The sequence below is a fragment of the Isoptericola cucumis genome, assembly GCF_014635665.1.
In the GTDB taxonomy this organism is placed as follows: Bacteria; Actinomycetota; Actinomycetes; order Actinomycetales; family Cellulomonadaceae; genus Isoptericola; species Isoptericola cucumis.
Genome location: NZ_BMDG01000010.1, coordinates 78,257 through 97,403 on the forward strand (window position 1 = coordinate 78,257; position 19,147 = coordinate 97,403).

At 74.0% G+C, this 19,147-nt stretch carries 14 protein-coding genes; 8 read left to right on the forward strand and 6 right to left on the reverse strand.

The window, feature by feature from the left end; genetic code table 11:
- The first annotated feature begins 64 nt into the window (after positions 1–64).
- Positions 65–1,906 (forward strand): ABC transporter ATP-binding protein, encoded by a 1,842-nt coding sequence (locus IEW03_RS14595; protein WP_188524433.1) that lies wholly within the window; start codon positions 65–67, stop codon positions 1,904–1,906.
- The gene (locus tag IEW03_RS14600; RefSeq protein ID WP_188524434.1) at positions 1,903–3,645 is read left to right on the forward strand and encodes an ABC transporter ATP-binding protein; all 1,743 of its coding nucleotides are present in this window, start codon (positions 1,903–1,905) and stop codon (positions 3,643–3,645) included. The genes IEW03_RS14595 and IEW03_RS14600 overlap by 4 nt, the downstream gene beginning before the upstream one ends.
- Positions 3,646–3,697: 52 nt before the next feature.
- On the opposite strand, the gene IEW03_RS14605 is transcribed toward IEW03_RS14600, so the two are convergent.
- The 3 genes from IEW03_RS14605 to IEW03_RS14615 all read right to left on the reverse strand — a co-directional run bounded on the left by IEW03_RS14605 (position 3,698) and on the right by IEW03_RS14615 (position 6,519).
- Entirely contained in the window at positions 3,698–4,588 is an 891-nt protein-coding gene (locus IEW03_RS14605; RefSeq protein ID WP_188524435.1) for a putative endonuclease domain-containing protein, read from the reverse strand.
- Between the two features lie 260 nt (positions 4,589–4,848).
- The gene (locus IEW03_RS14610) at positions 4,849–5,460 is read right to left on the reverse strand and encodes a GyrI-like domain-containing protein (RefSeq protein WP_188524436.1); all 612 of its coding nucleotides are present in this window, start codon (positions 5,458–5,460) and stop codon (positions 4,849–4,851) included.
- Positions 5,461–5,589: 129 nt separating this feature from the next.
- Positions 5,590–6,519, reverse strand: a complete 930-nt coding sequence (locus IEW03_RS14615) for an SURF1 family protein (protein WP_188524437.1) — start codon at positions 6,517–6,519, stop codon at positions 5,590–5,592.
- A gap of 204 nt (positions 6,520–6,723) precedes the next feature.
- Between IEW03_RS14615 and IEW03_RS14620 the strand changes: the two genes are divergently transcribed.
- Genes IEW03_RS14620 through IEW03_RS14630 form a run of 3 tightly spaced genes read left to right on the forward strand, consistent with a single transcriptional unit; the run spans position 6,724 to position 12,707 of the window.
- Positions 6,724–9,219, forward strand: a complete 2,496-nt coding sequence (locus IEW03_RS14620; RefSeq protein WP_188524438.1) for a phosphoketolase family protein — start codon at positions 6,724–6,726, stop codon at positions 9,217–9,219.
- Positions 9,220–9,273: 54 nt separating this feature from the next.
- Positions 9,274–11,436, forward strand: coding sequence for a phosphate acetyltransferase (pta, locus tag IEW03_RS14625; protein ID WP_188524439.1), 2,163 nt, complete (start codon positions 9,274–9,276; stop codon positions 11,434–11,436).
- On the forward strand, positions 11,433–12,707 hold the full coding sequence (locus IEW03_RS14630; RefSeq protein ID WP_188524440.1) for an acetate/propionate family kinase: 1,275 nt from the start codon (positions 11,433–11,435) through the stop codon (positions 12,705–12,707). Before pta ends, IEW03_RS14630 begins: the two co-directional genes overlap by 4 nt.
- 103 nt (positions 12,708–12,810) lie before the next feature.
- Here the strand turns inward: IEW03_RS14630 and IEW03_RS14635 are convergent, their stop codons facing one another.
- Both IEW03_RS14635 and IEW03_RS14640 read right to left on the reverse strand, forming a co-directional pair.
- Positions 12,811–14,190 (reverse strand): GntP family permease, encoded by a 1,380-nt coding sequence (locus IEW03_RS14635; protein WP_188524441.1) that lies wholly within the window; start codon positions 14,188–14,190, stop codon positions 12,811–12,813.
- 49 nt (positions 14,191–14,239) lie between these two features.
- Positions 14,240–14,806, reverse strand: coding sequence for a gluconokinase (locus IEW03_RS14640; protein ID WP_188524442.1), 567 nt, complete (start codon positions 14,804–14,806; stop codon positions 14,240–14,242).
- A 171-nt stretch (positions 14,807–14,977) separates the two neighbouring features.
- Here IEW03_RS14640 and IEW03_RS14645 point away from each other — a divergent pair, with 171 nt between their 5' ends.
- From IEW03_RS14645 to IEW03_RS14655, 3 genes are read left to right on the forward strand one after another with little or no spacing between them, the layout of a single operon-like run.
- A complete protein-coding gene (locus IEW03_RS14645) occupies positions 14,978–15,688 on the forward strand; it encodes a FadR/GntR family transcriptional regulator (RefSeq protein WP_188524443.1) in 711 nt (236 codons plus the stop codon).
- On the forward strand, positions 15,685–16,644 hold the full coding sequence (locus IEW03_RS14650) for a DUF4031 domain-containing protein (protein ID WP_188524444.1): 960 nt from the start codon (positions 15,685–15,687) through the stop codon (positions 16,642–16,644). Before IEW03_RS14645 ends, IEW03_RS14650 begins: the two co-directional genes overlap by 4 nt.
- Positions 16,641–17,450, forward strand: coding sequence for an enoyl-CoA hydratase (locus IEW03_RS14655; protein WP_188524445.1), 810 nt, complete (start codon positions 16,641–16,643; stop codon positions 17,448–17,450). Before IEW03_RS14650 ends, IEW03_RS14655 begins: the two co-directional genes overlap by 4 nt.
- On the opposite strand, the gene IEW03_RS14660 is transcribed toward IEW03_RS14655, so the two are convergent.
- On the reverse strand, positions 17,407–19,029 hold the full coding sequence (locus tag IEW03_RS14660; protein WP_188524446.1) for a succinic semialdehyde dehydrogenase: 1,623 nt from the start codon (positions 19,027–19,029) through the stop codon (positions 17,407–17,409). The two genes, IEW03_RS14655 and IEW03_RS14660, sit on opposite strands and share 44 nt — an antisense overlap.
- Between the last annotated feature and the right edge of the window lie 118 nt (positions 19,030–19,147).

Consider the following 19,147-nt stretch of genomic DNA (forward strand, 5'->3'; position numbering starts at 1 on the left):
GCCCGCCAGGACCGCCGGTTAATCCGTGGCCCGGTGTCGGGGGCCCTCCGTAGGCTGGACGATCGTGCGACCCCTCCCCCAGCCCGACGTGGGCACCCCTCCCCTGGCGTCCCCCGCCCGGCTCCTGGCCTGGCAGGGCTGGCGCCAGCGCGACGTGCTCGCGAAGTCGCTGGTCGCCGGGGTCGTCGCGATGCTGGCGTCGGCGGCGGCGCCGCTGCTCATCGGGCGCGCGATCGACGAGGGCCTGAGCCAGGGGTTCTCCGGCCCGCTGTTCGCCTGGTGCGGCGCGATGCTGCTCGCCGCCGGCGTGATCGTCGTCGCCGGCATCTACAACCACATCTGGGACGTCGAGAACTGGGTGCGCGCGTCGCTGTCGTTCTCCCAGCTCGTCGGCTACAAGGCCTCGCGCAGCGGGCACGCGATCACGCGCAAGCTGCCCACCGGCGAGGTCGTGGCCGCCGTCGCCAACGACGCCCTGCGCGTCGGCGACATGTACTCGATGGTCGGCAGGTTCGCCGGCGGGGCCATGGCGTACGCGGTCGTCGTGGCGATCATGCTCTCGGCGCACCTGCAGCTCGGTCTCGTGCTCGCGCTGGGCGTCCCCGTCGTCGCCGCGGTGCTCGGCCTGCTGGTCAAGCCCCTGCAGTCCCGCCAGACGACGCAGCGCGAGGCCACGGGCCGCCTCACGTCGCTGGGTTCGGACACCGTCTCCGGGCTGCGCATCCTGCGCGGCATCGGCGGCGAGGACGTCTTCGCCGGGCGCTACGCCCGCCAGTCGCAGGAGGTGCGCCGCCAGGGCGTGCGGGTGGCCGTGCTGCAGTCGGTGCTCGACGGGCTGCAGGTGCTGCTGCCGGGTCTCCTCGCCGTCGCCGTGCTGTGGCTGGGTGCCCGTGCCGCCGTGCGCGGCGAGATCACCGGCGGCCAGCTCGTCACGTTCTACGGGTACGCGGCGTTCCTCGCGTGGCCCGTGCAGATGGCGACCCAGATGCTGCAGATGGTCATCCGGGCCGTGATCTCGTCGCGCAAGATCCTCGACGTGCTGCGGGTCACGGAGGCCACGCCGGTCGCGACCGACCCGGCCGAGGCGCCGTCCGCCGGGGCCGAGCTCGTCGACGAGACGAGCGGGCTGCGGCTGCGCCCCGGCCGCGTGGTCGGTCTGGTCGGCGCCGACCCGGACGCCTCGGCCGCCGTGGCGACCCGCCTGGGCCGGTTCGACGACGAGGCCGAGGCCGCCACCCCGGTCCGGCTCGGCGGCGTGCTCCTCGCCGACCTCGACAAGGAGGCGCTGCGCCGGCGCGTCGTCGTCTCGGAGGCCACCCCGCACCTCTTCTCGGGCGTGCTCGGCACCGAGCTCGACGCCCGCGGGCGCGCGACGGAGGCCGACCTGCTCGCGGCGATGTTCACGGCCGACGCCCACGACGTGCTCGACAGCGTGCCGGGCGGCCTCGCGGGCGAGCTGCCCGAGAAGGGACGGTCCCTCTCGGGCGGCCAGCGTCAGCGCGTGGCCCTGGCGCGGGCGCTGCTCACCGACCCGGAGATCCTCGTGCTGGTCGAGCCGACCAGCGCCGTGGACGCCCACACCGAGGCGCGGATCGCCGAGCGGGTCGCGCAGGTGCGGCGCGGCCGCACCACGCTGGTGGTCACGGCGAGCCCGCTGGTCCTCGACCGCCTGGACGAGGTCCTGCTGCTCGACGACGACGGCCGCGTGACCGCGAGCGGGACGCACGACGAGCTGCTGCGCCGGCCGGACCCCGACGGCGCCGCCTACCGCGCTGTCGTCGGGCGCAGCATGGCCGACCCGGGCCCCGACGAGCAGGACGAGCGGCCGGAGGAGGGCGACCGGCACGACGAGCAGACCGACGGACAGCCCGACCGGAGCAGCATGGAAGGAGCGGCACGACGATGAACCCGAACCAGCTGCCCATCGCCGACCGCGCCGAGGTCAACCGGACCGTGGGCCGGCTCTTCCGCCGCCACCGCGGCCAGCTGAGCGGCGTGGCGGTGCTGCACACGCTCGCCGCGCTCGCCGGCCTCGTCGGCCCGTTCCTGCTGGGCCGCATCATCGACGAGGTCGCCGGCGGCACGACGATCGGCGCCGTCGACCAGCTCGCCCTCGTCCTGCTGGGGGCCGTGGTGGCGCAGGCCGTCATCACCCGGTACGCGCAGCGGCTGTCGATGATCTTCGGCGAGGAGGTCTTCGCCGACCTCCGCGAGGAGTTCATGGACGCCGTCACCCGCCTGCCGCTGTCCACGGTGGAGAAGGCCGGCACCGGCGACCTCGTGGCCCGCACCACGAACGACGTCAACAAGCTGCAGCACGCGGTGCGGTTCGGCGTGCCCCGCGTGCTGGTGTGCGTCGTGACGATCGTGCTCACGCTGGTCGCGTCGTTCCTCACCTCCCCGCTCGTCGCCCTCGGACTGCTGACGGGAGTGCCGCTCATCGCCGTCGCGACCCGCTGGTACCTCAAGCGGGCCACGCCGGGCTACCTGCGCGAGTCGGCCGCGTACGCGACGATCAACGGCTCCATCACCGAGTCCGTCGAGGGCGCGCGCACCACCGACGCCCTGCACCTGGGCGAGCGGATCCGGCGCCGGATCGACCGCGACATCCGGGAGGCGTTCGACGCCGAGTCGTACACCCTCGGGCTGCGGCTGCGGCTCATCCCGTCCCTCGACGCGGCCGTCGCGATCGCGCCGATCGTCGTCGTCCTGTGGGGCGGCTGGCTCGTCTCGCAGGACCTGGTGTCCGTCGGGACAGTGGCGACGATCGCCATGTACGGCCACCAGATGGGCGGCCCCGTCTTCGACCTGGTGTTCTGGCTCGACGAGCTGCAGGTGGCGGCCGTCGCGCTCGCGCGCGTGGTCGGCGTCGGGCTCGTCGGCCCGGACCGCGAGGCGGGCACGGCCGTGCCGACGTCGGAGGAGGTGCGCGCGCACGCCGTGCGCTACGCCTACCGCGAGGGCCACGACGTGCTGCACGGCATCGACCTGGACCTCGCGCCGGGCGAGCGGCTCGCCGTCGTCGGGCCGTCCGGCGCCGGCAAGTCGACGCTCGGGCGCATGCTCGCCGGCATCCACCCGCCCACGGGCGGCACGGTGACCGTGGGCGACGTGCCGCTCGTCGAGCTGCCGCTGGAGGACCTGCGCCAGCACGTCGCGCTGGTCACCCAGGAGCACCACGTCTTCGTCGGGTCGTTGGCCGAGAACCTGCGGCTCGCGGACACCACGGCGAGCGACGACGCGCTGTGGGAGGCGCTCGGCGCCGTCGACGCCGGCGGCTGGGCCGCGGCGCTGCCGGACGGTCTCACGACCGAGGTCGGCTCGGGCGGGCACACGCTCAGCCCGGCGCAGGCGCAGCAGGTCGCGCTCGCCCGGCTGGTGCTGCTCGACCCGCACACGCTGGTGCTCGACGAGGCGACGTCGCTGCTCGACCCGCGCGCGGCCCGGCACCTGGAGCGCTCGCTCAACGCGGTGCTGACCGGGCGCACCGTCGTCGCCATCGCGCACCGCCTGCACACGGCGCACGACGCCGACCGGGTGGCCGTCGTCGACGGCGGGCGCATCACCGAGATCGGCCCGCACGAGGAGCTCGTCGCCGCCGGCGGCGACTACGCGCGGCTCTGGCACAGCTGGCAGCACGAGTAGCCCCGGCCCGGCATCGAGCCCCGGCTCGGCAACGTGCGTGCTGACTTGATCCTCAAACCCACGGAATGGGGATCAAGCCAGCACGCTCGATGTCGTAGACGGCTCCCTCCGGGATCGGACGGGGTCGCCAGCCCGCCGCCGTCAGGAGCGCCCGGACCTCGGACGCCAGTCGCCCGCTCCGCGCGTCGCCGCCGCTGTACCGCCGCACGACGGTGTGCCGGGTCGCGATGCGGTTCTGCCGCCGCCGGTCCTCGAACAGCGCGTCCGGCCGCGAGTGCACGTCTGCCCCGTCGACCTCGACGACCAGCAGACGCCCGCCCGGAAGCAACCACGCGAGATCGACCCGGGCGCGCCAGCCCGGCCCCACGACCCACAGCTGGACGGCGTCGGGCGCACACCCGTGGTCCAGGCACGTGATCCGGGCCCACGTCTCGGCCGGCGACTCCGATCGAGGGTCGGAGTCCTCCCACCATGGCCAGCTCGCGCGTGTGCCTCGACGCCCGGTCGTCATCCCTCGTGCCACCACGAGCCCGGGCTGGTCGATCAGCCCGAGATGCCACGCCGAGTCGATCATCGCGACGGCGTCGAGCCGGCCCGACGCCGGTACCGCGAGCGCCAGGGACTCCCCCACCGGTGCACAAGAGATCCCGTCCACGGTCACCGGTGCGGGGACGAGGATCCTGCGGACCCGGACCGGCCCGTCGCCGGGCCGTGGTCGGGCCTTGGGGAGCGCGACCTCCGCGGCGACGTCGATCGGCGCACCCTGGACGCCGTGCAGCACCAGGGCGCAGACACCGACGGCGACACCTCCCGGGTGCGCCAACGGCCCGAGCAACGACGTGCGCCGACGGCGCAGGTCGTACGACTCCGAGAGCGTCGCTGCCTGAACCGTTCCGGTGTCGAGGACTCCGCGCGCGACCCGGTGCCAGTCCTTGCGATCCACGCGACGCGCTACCTGCCCGCGCGTCATCCCCACGGCCAGGCACTGCCGGAGGGCGACCAGACCGGCTTGGACCCGGGCGATCTCCAGGAGTTCCGGCGGCACGGGGTCTGCGGCTCGAGGCACCGCGCCAGCAGACCAGACCCGTACGGCCCCATCGGATGTTCATCCACAGTCTCAGCAACGTGCGTGCTGACTTGATCCTCAAACCGCTGCTTTGAGGATCAAGTCAGCACGCACGTTCTGGAAGCAGAGGGGCAGGGCTACCTGGGGGCGACGGGCTGGCGGATGATCGTGCGCCAGCGCTCCGGGTCACCCTTGCGCATGTCCGACAGGTAGATCTCGTGGTGGCGGCCGGCCAGGGCGAGCCCCTGCTCCTCGACGAAGTCGTGCAGGCCGGCGATGGTGGCGGGTTCCGTCGTCATGGGCCCGACGTGCAGCACCTGCGCCGCGTCGCCGTCGCCGAACTGCTCGAGCCGCACGCGGTCGCCCGCGGGCAGGCCCTTCTCGCTGCTCGTCCGAGCCAGGACGGCCGCGGCGTCCACCTGCGCGACGGCGTCCGGCAGGCTGATCATCAGGGTCCAGCGCCACTCGTCCTTCGCGTCCACGCTGAACCGGCTCATGTCGTCGGCCCACCACAGCCCCTCGAGCGGCATCACCGTGTACGCGTCACCGGTCGCGTCCTTGATCGCCGCCCGCAGCGCGTACGCGAGCGGGTAGAGGCTCTCGACGCACTCGCGGTAGACGGGCGCTGTGTTGGGGTCGCCCTGTCCGTCCACCAGCAGGTACGGCCGGGGCGGGACGGACACGAGCGCAGGCGTCTGCGTCGCGCGGTAGTGGAGCCGTTGCTCACGCTTGAGGTCGATGGTCGCCATCCCGGCACCCTGGCAGCCGACACCGACACCGACACGGACAGACGCAGGACGAGCGTGCTGACACGATCCTCAAACCGGCGCTGTGGGGATCAAGTCAGCACGCTCGTTGTCGAGGTTCCGCGACGTGGCTCAGCCGGGCAGGCCCGCGATACCCGTGCCCACGGGGTCGTCGGTCCCGGCGCCGCCCTTGCCGTCGCCGCGGGTGCCACGGTGCGACCGCTCCCGGCGCCCGCCGGCCATCTCGTCGCGCACCAGGCGCAGCCACAGCGCGACCGCGAAGAGCCCGAAGACCCACCACTGCAGCGCGTAGAAGAAGTTCTGCAGGTTGACGCCGGTGCCGCCCTCGATGACCGGACGGGGCAGCGCGGCCGGCCCGCCGTCGGCCTCCGCGGTCTGCGCCGGGTCGGACGCGGTGAGGACCACGTAGCCCGAGTAGATCGGACCGCCCCAGTCGTTGACGAGCGCGGCGGTGGAGACGGAGTCGACCAGCGGCGGCCCGCCCGGGTTCTCGGGAGGGGTCGGCGCACCGTCCTGCGTCGCCTCGGAGGCCTGGAGCCAGCCGGTGACCTGCACCTCGCCGGCCGGGACGCCGAGCGCCGGCTCGCCCGGGTCCGGGGAGCCCACCCAGCCCCGCACGACCGGCACGACCGGCGGCCCGGACAGCTCCGACCAGGACGCGCCGCCCGTGCCGTCGTCCGTCACCCGCAGCGGCGTGAGCACCAGGTAGCCGGAGCGGCCGTCGAGCGCGCGGCCGGTCACCAGCCGCTGGCCGTCGGGCTCGTACGTGCCGGTGACCTGCACCTCGCGCCCCACGAGCTCGCCGGGGAACGACGTCTGCGGCGGCAGCACCTCCCCGAGACCCACGGGCGCCGCGGCGGCGGCCTCCGCGGCCTCCTGCTCGGCGGCGAGCTCGGCCCGCTCGTAGGCGCGGTCCAGCTGCCACACCCCGAGGCGTCCGCACACCCCCGCGGCGAGCAGGAAGAGCAGCAGGATGCCGATCAGGCGGGGCTGGGTGGCCACCGCCCAGAAGGACCGGCGGGCGGGCGGGCGGCTGGGCACGGGACCACCGTAGACGGCGCCGGGCCGACGACAGAATCGCGCCGGCACCGTCGTCCTGACGGCGCGCCAGATCGACGTCACGCCCGCGGCCCGCCCGTGTCGGGCTGCACCGGGCGGTCCGGTGCGGTGGAATGAAGGCGCAGGCCCCGGGGGCCGCGAGGCCGGCTCCCCGAGGACCCGACCCCGAGCCGCAGGGAGCGTGTGATGAGCACCACGACCGTCTCGACCAGCACCGGCACCTCATGGCGCGCCGCCGGGGGCGCCGACCTGTCCGACGGGCAGGTGGAGCAGATCGACCGATGGTGGCGAGCCGCCAACTACCTGTCGATCGGGCAGATCTACCTGCTCGACAACCCGCTGCTGCGCGAGCCGCTCACCCGGGACCACGTCAAGCCGCGCCTGCTGGGCCACTGGGGCACCACGCCGGGCCTCAACTTCCTGTACGCGCACCTCAACCGGGCCATCAAGGCCCGCGAGCAGTCCACGATCTACGTCGCCGGCCCCGGGCACGGCGGTCCGGGGCTCGTGGCGAACACCTACCTCGAGGGCACCTACTCCGAGACGTACTCCGACATCACGCAGGACGACGAGGGACTGCGGCGCCTGTTCCGGCAGTTCTCGTTCCCGGGCGGCATCCCGTCGCACGTGGCACCGGAGACGCCCGGGTCGATCCACGAGGGCGGTGAGCTCGGCTACGCGCTCTCCCACGCGTACGGCGCCGCGTTCGACAACCCGGACCTGCTGGTGGCGGCCGTCGTCGGCGACGGGGAGGCGGAGACGGGGCCGCTGGCCACGAGCTGGCACTCGAACAAGTTCGTCAACGCGCGCAACGACGGCGTGGTCCTGCCGATCCTGCACCTCAACGGCTACAAGATCGCGAACCCGACGGTGCTGGGGCGCATCAGCGACGACGAGCTGCGCGACCTCATGATCGGCTACGGCCACACCCCGTACTTCTTCACCGGCGGGTTCGACGGCGAGGACCACGCGGCGGTGCACCGCCGCTTCGCGACCCTGCTCGACGAGGTGCTCGACCACATCGCCCGGATCAAGGCCGACGCCGCCGCGGGGAACGACGCCCGCCCCGCGTGGCCGATGATCGTCTTCCGCACCCCGAAGGGCTGGACGTGCCCGCCCGTCATCGACGGCAAGAAGACGGAGGACTCGTGGCGCGCCCACCAGGTGCCGCTCGCGAGCGCCCGGGACACGCCCGAGCACCTCGAGGTGCTCAAGGACTGGCTCGAGTCCTACCGCGCCGACGAGCTCTTCGACGCCGGCGGCCGGCTGGTCGACGACGTCGCGGACCTCGCCCCCGCGGGCGCGCTGCGGATGAGCGCCAACCCGCACGCCAACGGTGGTCTGCTGCTCAAGGACCTGCGGCTGCCGGACTTCCGCGACTACGCGGTGGACGTCTCCGCCCCCGGCGGGACCGTCGCCGAGGCGACGCGCGTGCTGGGCACCTGGCTCACCGACGTGGTGCGCCTCAACCCGGACAACTTCCGGATCTTCGGCCCGGACGAGACCGCGTCCAACCGGCTGCAGGCGGTCTACGAGGTCACCGACAAGCAGTGGAACGCCGACTTCTTCGGTCCCGACGTCGACGAGCACCTCGCCCGCGCCGGGCGCGTCATGGAGATGCTCAGCGAGCACCAGTGCCAGGGCTGGCTCGAGGGGTACCTGCTGACGGGGCGGCACGGCCTGTTCACCAGCTACGAGGCCTTCATCCACATCGTCGACTCGATGTTCAACCAGCACGCGAAGTGGCTGAAGGTCACCAACCACATCCCGTGGCGGCGGCCGGTCGCGAGCCTCAACTACCTGCTGTCCAGCCACGTGTGGCGGCAGGACCACAACGGCTTCAGCCACCAGGACCCGGGCTTCATCGACCACGTGGTCAACAAGAAGGCCGAGATCGTGCGCGTGTACCTGCCGCCGGACGCGAACACGCTGCTCAGCACGTACGACCACTGCCTGCGCGGGCGCCAGTACGTCAACGTGGTCGTCGCGGGCAAGCAGCCGTCGCCGCAGTTCCTGTCGATGGACGAGGCGATCGCGCACTGCACGCGGGGCCTGGGCATCTGGGACTGGGCCGGCACGGAGACACCGGGCACCGACCCCGATGTCGTGCTGGGCTGCGCCGGGGACGTCCCGACGCTCGAGGTGCTGGCCGCGGCCGACATCCTGCGCCACGAGCTGCCCGACCTCAAGGTCCGCGTCGTGAACGTCGTCGACCTCATGCGGCTGCAGGACGAGCACGAGCACCCGCACGGCCTGTCGGACAAGGACTTCGACGGCCTGTTCACGCCCGACCGCCCGGTGATCTTCAACTACCACGGCTACCCGTGGCTCATCCACCGCCTCACCTACCGGCGCCGCAACCACGCGAACATCCACGTGCGCGGCTACAAGGAGGAGGGCACCACCACCACGCCGTTCGACATGGCGATGCTCAACGACATCGACCGGTACCACCTGGTGATCGACGTGATCGACCGGGTGCCCGGCCTCGGGTCGAAGGTCGCGAGCCTGCGGCAGCGGATGGTGGACGCCCGGCTCGCCGCCCGGCAGTACACGCGCGAGCACGGCGAGGACATCCCCGAGGTGCGCGACTGGGTGTGGCCGGACGCCGGGGACACTGCGACCGCGAAGGGCGGTCCCGAGTACGACGCGGCGGCCGCGACCGGCGGCGACAACGAGTAGGCGGCGCACCGGGCGACGACCGGCCCGCCGCATCCGCACGACGACAGGACATCCGTGAGCGCAGCACGCACCACCAGGAGCATCTACATCGCGTCCCCGGAGGGGGACACCGGCAAGTCGACGGTCGCGCTGGGCGTGCTGGACCTGCTGGTCCGGCAGGTCCGGCGGGTCGGGGTCTACCGGGCGGTGTCCCGCGTGCCGGACCCTCCGTCGTCGGACGCCGGCGCGGGCGCCCCGCGCGACCACGTGCTGGAGATGCTCCTGTCGCACGACGGCGTCGACGTCACCTACGAGCAGGCGGTGGGCGTCACGTACGACGAGGTGCACGCCGACCCGGAGGCCGCCCTGTCCCGGATCGTCGACCGGTACCACGCGGTCGCCGAGCGCTGCGACGCCGTCGTGGTGGTGGGCACGGACTACACGGACGTGGCGGGCGCGACCGAGCTGTCGTTCAACGCCCGCGTGGCGGCCAACCTCGCGGCGCCGGTGCTGCTGGTCGTGTCCGGGCACGAGCGCACGACCGACGACGTGCGCGCCCTGGTCCGCCTGAGCCTGGCCGAGCTGCGCGCCAACCACGCCCAGCCGGTGGGCGTGGTGGTCAACCGGTCCGGACCGTCGGTCGTCGGCACGCCGGCGGCACGCTCGCTGGCCGACGACGAGCTCCCCGTCTGGACGATCCCCGAGGAGCCGTTCCTGCAGGCGCCGACGGTGGGCCGTCTCGCCGAGGCGGTCGGCGGGCGGCTCATGCTCGGCGACCCGGACCTGCTGCAGCGCGAGGCGCTCGACCTCATCGTCGGCGCCATGTCGTTCGAGCACGTGCTGGACCACCTGTCCGACGGCGCCGTCGTCATCACGCCCGGCGACCGCTCCGACGTGCTGCTCGGGCTGCTGTCCGCGCACGCCGCGGCATCGTTCCCGTCGCTCGCCGGCATCATCCTCACGGGCGGCTACGTGCCGCACGGGATGATCGCGCAGCTGCTGTCGGCGCTCGGGCCGCGCGTGCCCGTGGTGTCGACGCCGATGGGGACGTACCAGTCGGCGCGGGCGGCCGCCGAGACGCGCGGGCACGTCACGGTGACCTCGAGCCGCAAGATCGACGTCGCGCGGGCCCTCTTCGAGCAGCACGTGGACGGCGGCGCGCTGCTGGCCCGGCTCGACCTGCCGCGCGCGCCGGTCGTGACGCCGCTGATGTTCGAGTACGGGCTGATCGAGCGGGCGCGGGCCGACCGCAAGCGGGTCGTGCTGCCCGAGGGGGACGACGACCGCGTGCTGCGCGCGGCCTCGACCGTGCTGGCCCGCGGGATCGCGGACCTGGTGATCCTCGGCGACGAACCGGAGATCCGCGCGCGGGCGGCCGAGCTCGGCCTCGACATCTCCGCGGCGGAGGTGCTCTCCCCCACCGACCCCGAGCACGTGGAACGCTTCGCCGCGGAGTACGCCCGGCTGCGCGCGCACAAGGGCATGACGGCGGAGCGGGCGCGGGAGATCGTCACCGACGTGTCGTACTTCGGCACGATGATGGTGCACCTCGGCCTGGCGGACGGCATGGTCTCCGGCGCGGCGCACACGACGGCGCACACGATCCGGCCGTCGTTCGAGATCGTCAAGACGGCCCCGGGCACGTCCGTGGTGTCGTCCGTCTTCCTCATGTGCCTGCCGGACCGGGTGCTCGTGTACGGCGACTGCGCCGTCATCCCCGACCCGACCGCGGAGCAGCTCGCCGACATCGCGATCTCGTCGTCGGCCACGGCGGCGCAGTTCGGCGTGGACCCGCGGGTCGCGATGCTCTCGTACTCGACCGGGACGTCGGGCACGGGCGCCGACGTCGACAAGGTGCGCTCCGCGACCGAGCTGGTCCGCGAGCGCCGGCCGGACCTGTCCGTGGAGGGCCCGATCCAGTACGACGCCGCCGTGGACGCGTCGGTCGCGGCGTCCAAGCTGCCCGAGTCGTCGGTGGCCGGGCGCGCCACCGTCTTCGTCTTCCCCGACCTCAACACGGGCAACAACACGTACAAGGCCGTGCAGCGCTCGGCGGGGGCGGTCGCCGTCGGGCCCGTGCTGCAGGGCCTGAACAAGCCGGTGAACGACCTGTCCCGCGGCGCGCTCGTGGCCGACATCGTCAGCACCGTCACCATCACCGCGATCCAGGCGCAGGGGCCGGCCCCCGCGCCGCCGGCGTCGCGGACCGAGTCGAAGTCGCAGGAGGCCAGCGCATGAGCATCGTCCCGGAGTCCGAACGGGCGAACCCGTACAGCGCGTACGGGGCGCACGGCTCGGTGCTGGTGCTCAACTCGGGCTCGTCGTCGCTGAAGTACCAGCTCGTCAACCCGGTGGGCGGCGAGGCGATCGCGGCCGGGACGGTCGAGCGCATCGGCGAGCCGTCCGGCATCGTCACGCACACGTTCGCGGGCAACCGCACGCGCCGCGAGCTCGAGGTCCCCGACCACGGCGAGGCCCTGCGCCTCGCGCTCGGGATGTTCGACGAGATCGGGCCGCGGCTCGCGGACGCCGGGATCTACGCCGTCGGGCACCGGGTGGTGCACGGCGGCGCGGAGTTCTCGGGGCCGGTCGTGGTGGACGACGGAGTGGTGGACCGCATCGAGGCGCTGGTGCCGCTCGCGCCGCTGCACAACCCGGCCAACGTGCAGGGCATCCGGGTGGCGCGAGAGCTGCTGGGCGACGTGCCGCACGTCGCCGTGTTCGACACCGCGTTCTTCTCCTCGCTCCCCGCCGAGGCGTACACGTACGCCATCGACCGCGAGGTCGCGGCCACCTACGACGTGCGCCGCTACGGCTTCCACGGCACGAGCCACCAGTACGTGGCGGGCAAGGTCGCACGCGTGCTGGGGCGCCGGGTGCAGGACCTGCACACGATCGTGCTGCACCTCGGCAACGGGGCCTCCGCCTCGGCCGTCAAGGGCGGCGTGCCGATCGACACGTCGATGGGCCTGACGCCCCTGGAGGGGCTCGTCATGGGCACGCGGTCCGGCGACATCGACCCGGCCGTCGTCTTCCACCTCGCCCGCAACGCCGGCATGGACATCGACGAGCTCGACACCCTGCTCAACAAGCGGTCCGGCATGCTCGGCCTGTCGGGCGTGAACGACTTCCGCGAGCTGCGCCGGCTCATCGACGACGGCGACGAGGCGGCCGCGCTCGCGTTCGACGTGTACATCCACCGGCTGAAGAAGTACGTCGGCGCGTACGCGGCCCTGCTCGGGCGGGTGGACGTCGTCGCGTTCACGGCGGGCGTGGGCGAGAACGACGCCGTGGTGCGCGCCGCCGTCTGCGAAGGGCTGGAGGGCATGGGCATCGCCGTGGACCCGGAGCGCAACACGGCGTCCGCCGGCGGCGAGCGGATCGTCTCCCCCGACTGGACGTCGACGCTGGTGATGGTGATCCCCACGATGGAGGAGCTCGCCATCGCCCGGCAATGCGTCGAGGCCGTGGAGCACCTGCGCCCCGACTCCGCGGTCACCACCGGCTGACCCACCGGAGCAACAGCAACGAGCGTGCTGACTTGATCCTCACACCGCGCGTTTGAGGATCAAGTCAGCACGCTCGTTGCTCCACCGGGTGGCGGGCGCCGGCTCAGGCGATGGCGAAGGCGAGGCAGGCGATCCCGAAGCCCATCAGGCCGATCGTCGTCTCCATGACGGTCCAGGTCTTCAGCGTGGTCTTCACGTCCATGTCGAAGAACCGGCCCACGAGCCAGAAGCCGGAGTCGTTGACGTGGCTCAGCACGACTGAGCCGGCGGCGACGGCGATCACGATCGCGGCGGTCTCGACCGGGTTGAACCCGCCCGCGGCGACGGCCGGCGCGACGAGCCCGGCCGCCGTGGTGAGCGCCACCGTCGCCGAGCCCTGCGCGACGCGCAGCACCGCGGCGATGACGAACCCGGCCACGATGACCGGCAGCCCCAGGTCGCCCAGCACGTCGGCGAGCGCGTCGCCGATGCCCGACGAGCGCAGCACGCCGCCGAACATGCCGCCGGCGCCCGTGATGAGGATGACGGAGCACACCGGGCCCAGCGCGGAGTCGAGCGTCTTCTCCAGCGCGGTGCCCTCCACGCCCCGGCGACGGCCGAGCGCCCAGGCGGCGACCAGCACCGAGATCAGCAGCGCGATCGGTGTCGAGCCGATCACGGCGGCCCACGTGACGACCGGGCTCTCGCCGTCGACCCAGCCCGCCGAGGCCGCCGTCTCCAGGCCGGTGTTGGCGAAGATCAGCACGAGCGGCAGCAGCAGGATGCCCACGACCGTGCCGAAGCGCGGCGGGTTCGCGACCTGCGCGTCGTCGGCGCGGCCGAGGATCTCCGGCACGGGCAGCACGAAGCGGCGCCCGGCGAGCTTGCCGAAGAGGTAGGCGGTCACGTACCACGTCGGCACGGCAGCGACGAGGCCGAGGATCAGCACCGTGCCGACGTTCGCGCCGAGGAACTCCGACGCCGCGACGGGGCCCGGGTGCGGCGGCACGAACACGTGCATCACCGAGAACGCGCCGGCCACGGGCAGCCCGTACAGCAGCAGCGACCCGCCGAGGCGCCGGGCCACGGCGAACACGATGGGCAGCATCACGACGAGCCCGGCGTCGAAGAAGATCGGGAAGCCGAAGATGAGCGAGGCGACGCCGAGGGCGAGCGGCGCCCGCTGCTCGCCGAAGCGGGCGATGAGGACGTCGGTCATGACCTTCGTCCCGCCGCTGGTCTCGATGAGGCGCCCGAGCATCGCCCCGAGCCCGACCAGCAGCGCCACGGAGGCGAGCGTGGAGCCGAAGCCGTCCAGCAGCACGTCGACGACGCCGCCGGAGGGCAGGCCCGCGGCCACGGCCGTCAGCGCGCTGACCAGCACGAGCGCGAGGAACGCGTGCAGGCGCACCTTGATGATGAGGAAGAGCAGGAGGGCGACGGCCGCCGCGGCGATGGCGAGCAGCGGGCCGGCCGTGAGGGTCTGGGTCCAGTCGTCGGTCATGTGAGGTCCTCGTTGACGGGTGCGGGTGCGGGTGCGGGTGCGGGTGCGGTCAGCGTGCGGCGAGCCAGGCGACGACGGACGCGACGATCTCGTCCGGGGAGTCGGCGATGTCGACGGTCGTCCCGTCCTCGTCCGCGTCCAGCGGCTCGAGGGTCGCGAGCTGCGACGGCAGCAGCGTGGGCGGCATGAAGTGGCCGGAGCGGTGGGTGATGCGCTCCGCGAGCAGGTCCGGGTCCCCGTCCAGGTGGACGAAGCGGACCCGTCCGCGGGCTCGGCGCAGCTCGTCGCGGTAGCTGCGCTTGAGCGCCGAGCAGGTGACGACGGCCGCCCGTCCGGCGTCCGACTCGTGGTCGAGCCACTCGCGGATGGCGGCGAGCCACGGCGCCCGGTCGGCGTCCGTCAGGGGCGTGCCGGCGCTCATCTTCTCGATGTTCGCGGGCGGGTGGAACTCGTCCGCCTCGGCCAGGTCGTGGCCGAGCCGCTCGGCGAGGAGCCCCGCGATCGTGGTCTTGCCCGATCCCGACACGCCCATGACGACGAGGTGCTCGGTGACCGGCAGCCGCGACGTGCTGGCGACGCCCGCGTCCTGGGGCGCATTCGTGACGACGGTGTCCATGTCGACTTCCCTGTCTGTGTCCCGGTCCCGCCGGGGGCGGGTCCCTGCTGCGTACGACCGCGCCGACGACCTCGTCGTGACGCGGTCCGAGCATGCCTCATTGGTGGCACCTTTGCCAACATTGGTCACACCAAACCGCCGCGCCGGGCCGGGGCCGGATAGGCTCCCGGTATGGCCCGGCCCTCCCTGCACACCGCCGTGCTCGACTCCGTCGGGCGCGCGATCACCAGCGGCGACGCCCCGCCGGGCACCCCGCTGACCCTCGACGGGATCGGTGCGCAGCACGGCGTCTCGCGCACCGTCGCGCGCGAGGTGATGCGGATGCTCGAGGGCCTCGGGATGGTGCGCTCCCGTCGTCGGGTCGGCCTGGTCGTCCTCGGCATCGAGGACTGGAACGTCCTCGACCCTCGCATCATCCGGTGGCGTCTGCAGGGTCCCGGGCGCGACGCCCAGCTGCGCAGCCTCACCGAGCTGCGGCACGCCGTCGAGCCGCTCGCGGCCGCAGGCGCCGCGCGGCACGCCGGACCGCAGGTGCGTGGCGAGCTGCTCGACCTCGCGCGGCGGATGCGTTCCACCGGCGAGGCCGGCGACCTCACCGAGTTCCTGGCCCTGGACGTGCGGATGCACGAGCTCCTGCTGCGCTCCAGCGGCAACGAGATGTTCGGCCCCCTCGCCGACGTCGTCGCCGAGGTCCTGGCCGGGCGCACGCACCTGGGCCTGATGCCCGCGTCGCCGGTGCCCGAGGCCCTCGACCAGCACGAGGCCGTCGCGCGCGCCGTCGCCGACGGCGACCCCGACGCCGCCGAGGCCGCGATGGCCGCGATCGTGGGCGAGGTGCGGCACGCCCTCGCGCGCCGCGACGGCGAGCGGGTCGGGTCGTGACGCTCCTCATCGACCCGCCCGCGTGGCCCGCGCACGGCACGCTGTGGTCGCACCTGGTCTCCGACACGTCGCTGCACGAGCTGCGCACGTTCGCCCGGGCCCAGGGCCTCGGCGACCGGGGATTCGACCTCGACCACTACGACGTGCCCGCCGAGCGCCACGACGCGCTCGTGGCCGCCGGTGCGGTCGCCCTCGACGGGCGGGCGCTCGCCCGCCGGCTCGGCGCGTCGGTGCTGCGCGTGCCGGGCCGCGAGCGGCGGCGCGCCTCGCGCGCGGAGCTGCTCGACCGCTGGTCGGGCCTGTGGGCTCCGGACGCGCGTCGGCACGCCCGTGCCGTCGGCGCCGAGCTGGTGGACCGGTGGCGCGAGCCGCACCGGGTGTACCACTCGCGCCTGCACCTGGCCGACGCCCTCGACGCGCTCGACGTGCTGGTGGCGGACGGCGCACCCGGGTCGGCGCGGCTCGCGGCCCTCGCGCTGTGGTTCCACGACGCCGTGCACGACGGCGAGGCGGGCCGGGACGAGGAGCGCTCCGCGGCGCTGGCCGGCACGATGCTGGGCCCCCTCGTCGGCGGCGCAGCACTCGCGGGCGAGGCGGCTGCGGTGTCGCCGCACGACGTCGACGAGATCGCGCGGCTGGTCCTGGTCACCACCGACCACGACCCCGCGGCCGGCGACCTCACCGGAGCGCTGGTCAGCGACGCCGACCTCGCCGTCCTCGGCTCCGGGCCGCCGCGCTACGCCCGCTACGCGGCACAGGTCCGCGCCGAGTACGGCCACGTGCCCGACGACGCGTTCCGCGCCGGGCGCGCCGCGGTCCTGGACCAGCTGCTGGCGGCCGGGAGCCTGTTCCGCACCGAGGCGGGCCGCCGCCGGTGGGGCGGCCCCGCCGGCACCAACCTGCGTGCCGAGCGCGACGGCCTCGCCGGCGGGCCACCCGATATCGTCCGGTCATGACCGACACAGTCCGCACGCACGTCACCGGCGGTGTCGCCACGGTGACGCTGAACCGCCCCGCGAAGAAGAACGCGCTCACGACCACGATGTACGCCGCCCTGGCGGACGCCCTGCAGGCCGCGGAGCTCGACGCGGACGTGCGGGCCGTGGTGCTGCGGGGAGACGAGACCGTGTTCTGCGCCGGCAACGACGTCGCCGACTTCCTCGACCACCCGCAGGCGGGGCCGGAGGCTCCGGCGTACCGGTTCCTGCGGGCGATCGCGCGGTTCCCGAAGCCGGTCGTCGCGGCGGTGTGCGGTCCGGCCGTCGGCATCGGCGCCACCATGCTGCTGCACTGCGACCTCGTGTACGCCGGCGAGAGCGCGACGCTGCTGTTCCCGTTCGTGGACCTCGGCCTGGTCCCCGAGGCGGGCTCCAGCCTCCTGCTGCCGGAGCTCGTCGGCCGGCACCGGGCGGCCGAGGCCCTGCTGCTCGGCGACCCGATCCCCGCCGCGGCGGCGCTCGACGCAGGCCTGGTCAACCAGGTGCTCCCGGACGCGGAGGTCCTCGACCTCGCGCACGCGCAGGCGGCCCGCCTGGCCGCGAAGCCCGTCGCGTCCGTCATCGAGACGAAGCGGCTGATGCGGGCGGGCGACCAGGACGCCGTCCTGGCCCGCATCGAGGCCGAGGGAGCCGTCTTCGCGCGCCTCCTGGACGGCCCCGAGGCCCGGAGCGCCCTGACCTCGTTCCTGCGCCGCGACCGGTCCGGGCCCGCGGCGGGCCCTACGGCAGGCGCAGCCTCCGCAGGGCGCCCAGGGCCACGGTGAGCGCCCGGCTCGGGGCCTCGCCGCCCAGCGTGTAGAGCGAGTCGAGCGAGACGCCGAGCCGGGCACCGCGCTGGGCGGCGACCGCCTGCACCTCGGTGAGCGCCTCGACGGCCTCGCGCCCGTGCCGGCGGCCGAGCCCGGAGGCCTTGAACCCGCCCATCGGTGCCGCCGGGGACGCCCACGCGGAGGCGTACCCGTCGTTGATCACCACGGTGCCGGACTCGACGCGCGCCGCCAGCGCACGGGCGCGCGCGACGTCGGCCGACCAGATGCTCGCGTTGAGCCCGAACTCGGTGTCGTTCATGACGCGCACGGCCTCGTCGTCGGACGCCACCCGCGTGACCGACACGACGGGCCCGAACGTCTCCTCGGTCGCGCACCGCGCGTCGGCGGGGACGTCGTCGAGCACGGTCGGGGCGTAGAAGTAGGGGCCGACGTCCGAGCGGTGCACGCCGCCGACCAGCGCACGCGCGCCCTTCGCCAGCGCGTCGTCCACGTGCGCGGTGACGCGCTCCAGCTGCGCGGCCGAGACCAGCGAGCCCACGTCGGCCGTGTAGTCGAGCTCCGACCCGAGACGCAGGTCGCGCACCGCCTCGACGAACCGCTCCAGGAAGGCGTCCGCGATCCGCTCGTGCAGCACGAGCCGCTCGATGGACATGCACAGCTGCCCCGTGTTGGAGAAGCACGCCCGCACGACGCCGGGCACCGCGGTGTCCAGGTCGGCGTCCGCGGCGACGTAGAGGGGGTTCTTCCCGCCGAGCTCCAGCGTGGCGCCGATGAGACGCTCCCCCGCGCGCCCGGCCACCTTGCGGCCCGTCGCCGTCGACCCGGTGAAGGCGATGTGGTCCACGTGCTCGACGAGCTCCGCGCCGATGTCACCGCCGCCGGTGACGACGAGGAACAGGTCGTCGGGCAGCCCCGCGTCCTGCAGCACCTCGGCCACCCACAGCGCCGACAGCGTGGTCTGCGGGTCGGGCTTGATCACGACGGCGTTCCCCGCGAGGAGGGCCGGCACCGCCTCGGACAGCACCAGCGACAGCGGGTAGTTCCACGGCGCGATCGCGCCGACCACGCCCACGGGCCGCCGGTGCACGCGCACGCCCGTCAGCACGGGGAGCATGCCCGGCACCCGCCGGTCGGCCAGGTAGCGCGGGCCGCGCACGGCGTAGTGCCGGCACACGATCGCGACGTCCGCGACCTCCTCGAACGCGCTGCGCCGCGCCTTGCCCGACTCCATCTGGATCAGGTCCAGGATCTCGGACTGCCGCTGGAGCACGAGGGCCCCGAGCCGGTCGAGCACCGTCGTGCGCTCGCGCAGCGGGGTCCGCGCCCAGCCGGCCTGCACCGCGCGCGCCCGCTCGACGGCGGTCGCCACGTCGGCGGGCGACGAGACGGGGTACGCCGCGAGCGGGGCGCCCGTGAAAGGTGAGGTCGAGCGGTGCGTCCCGGCAGCGTGCGAGGTCACGATCCGCCTGGTCAGCGGCTCGACGACGTCGGGTTCGAGGACGTAGGTGGCAGCCGGCAGCTCGGGGTCGATGAGATCCCCCAGAGCTCCGTCGCTCTCGTGCGCGGTGGACATGGCCGCCACCCTACGCGCCCCGGGCGACACTCCCGCGCGCTCGCCGTCGCCGTTCGCTCTCAGCGCGAGATGTCGGGGCCGTCGTCCCTCGGGGGCCTCCCCGAGGCCGCCCGGGCGG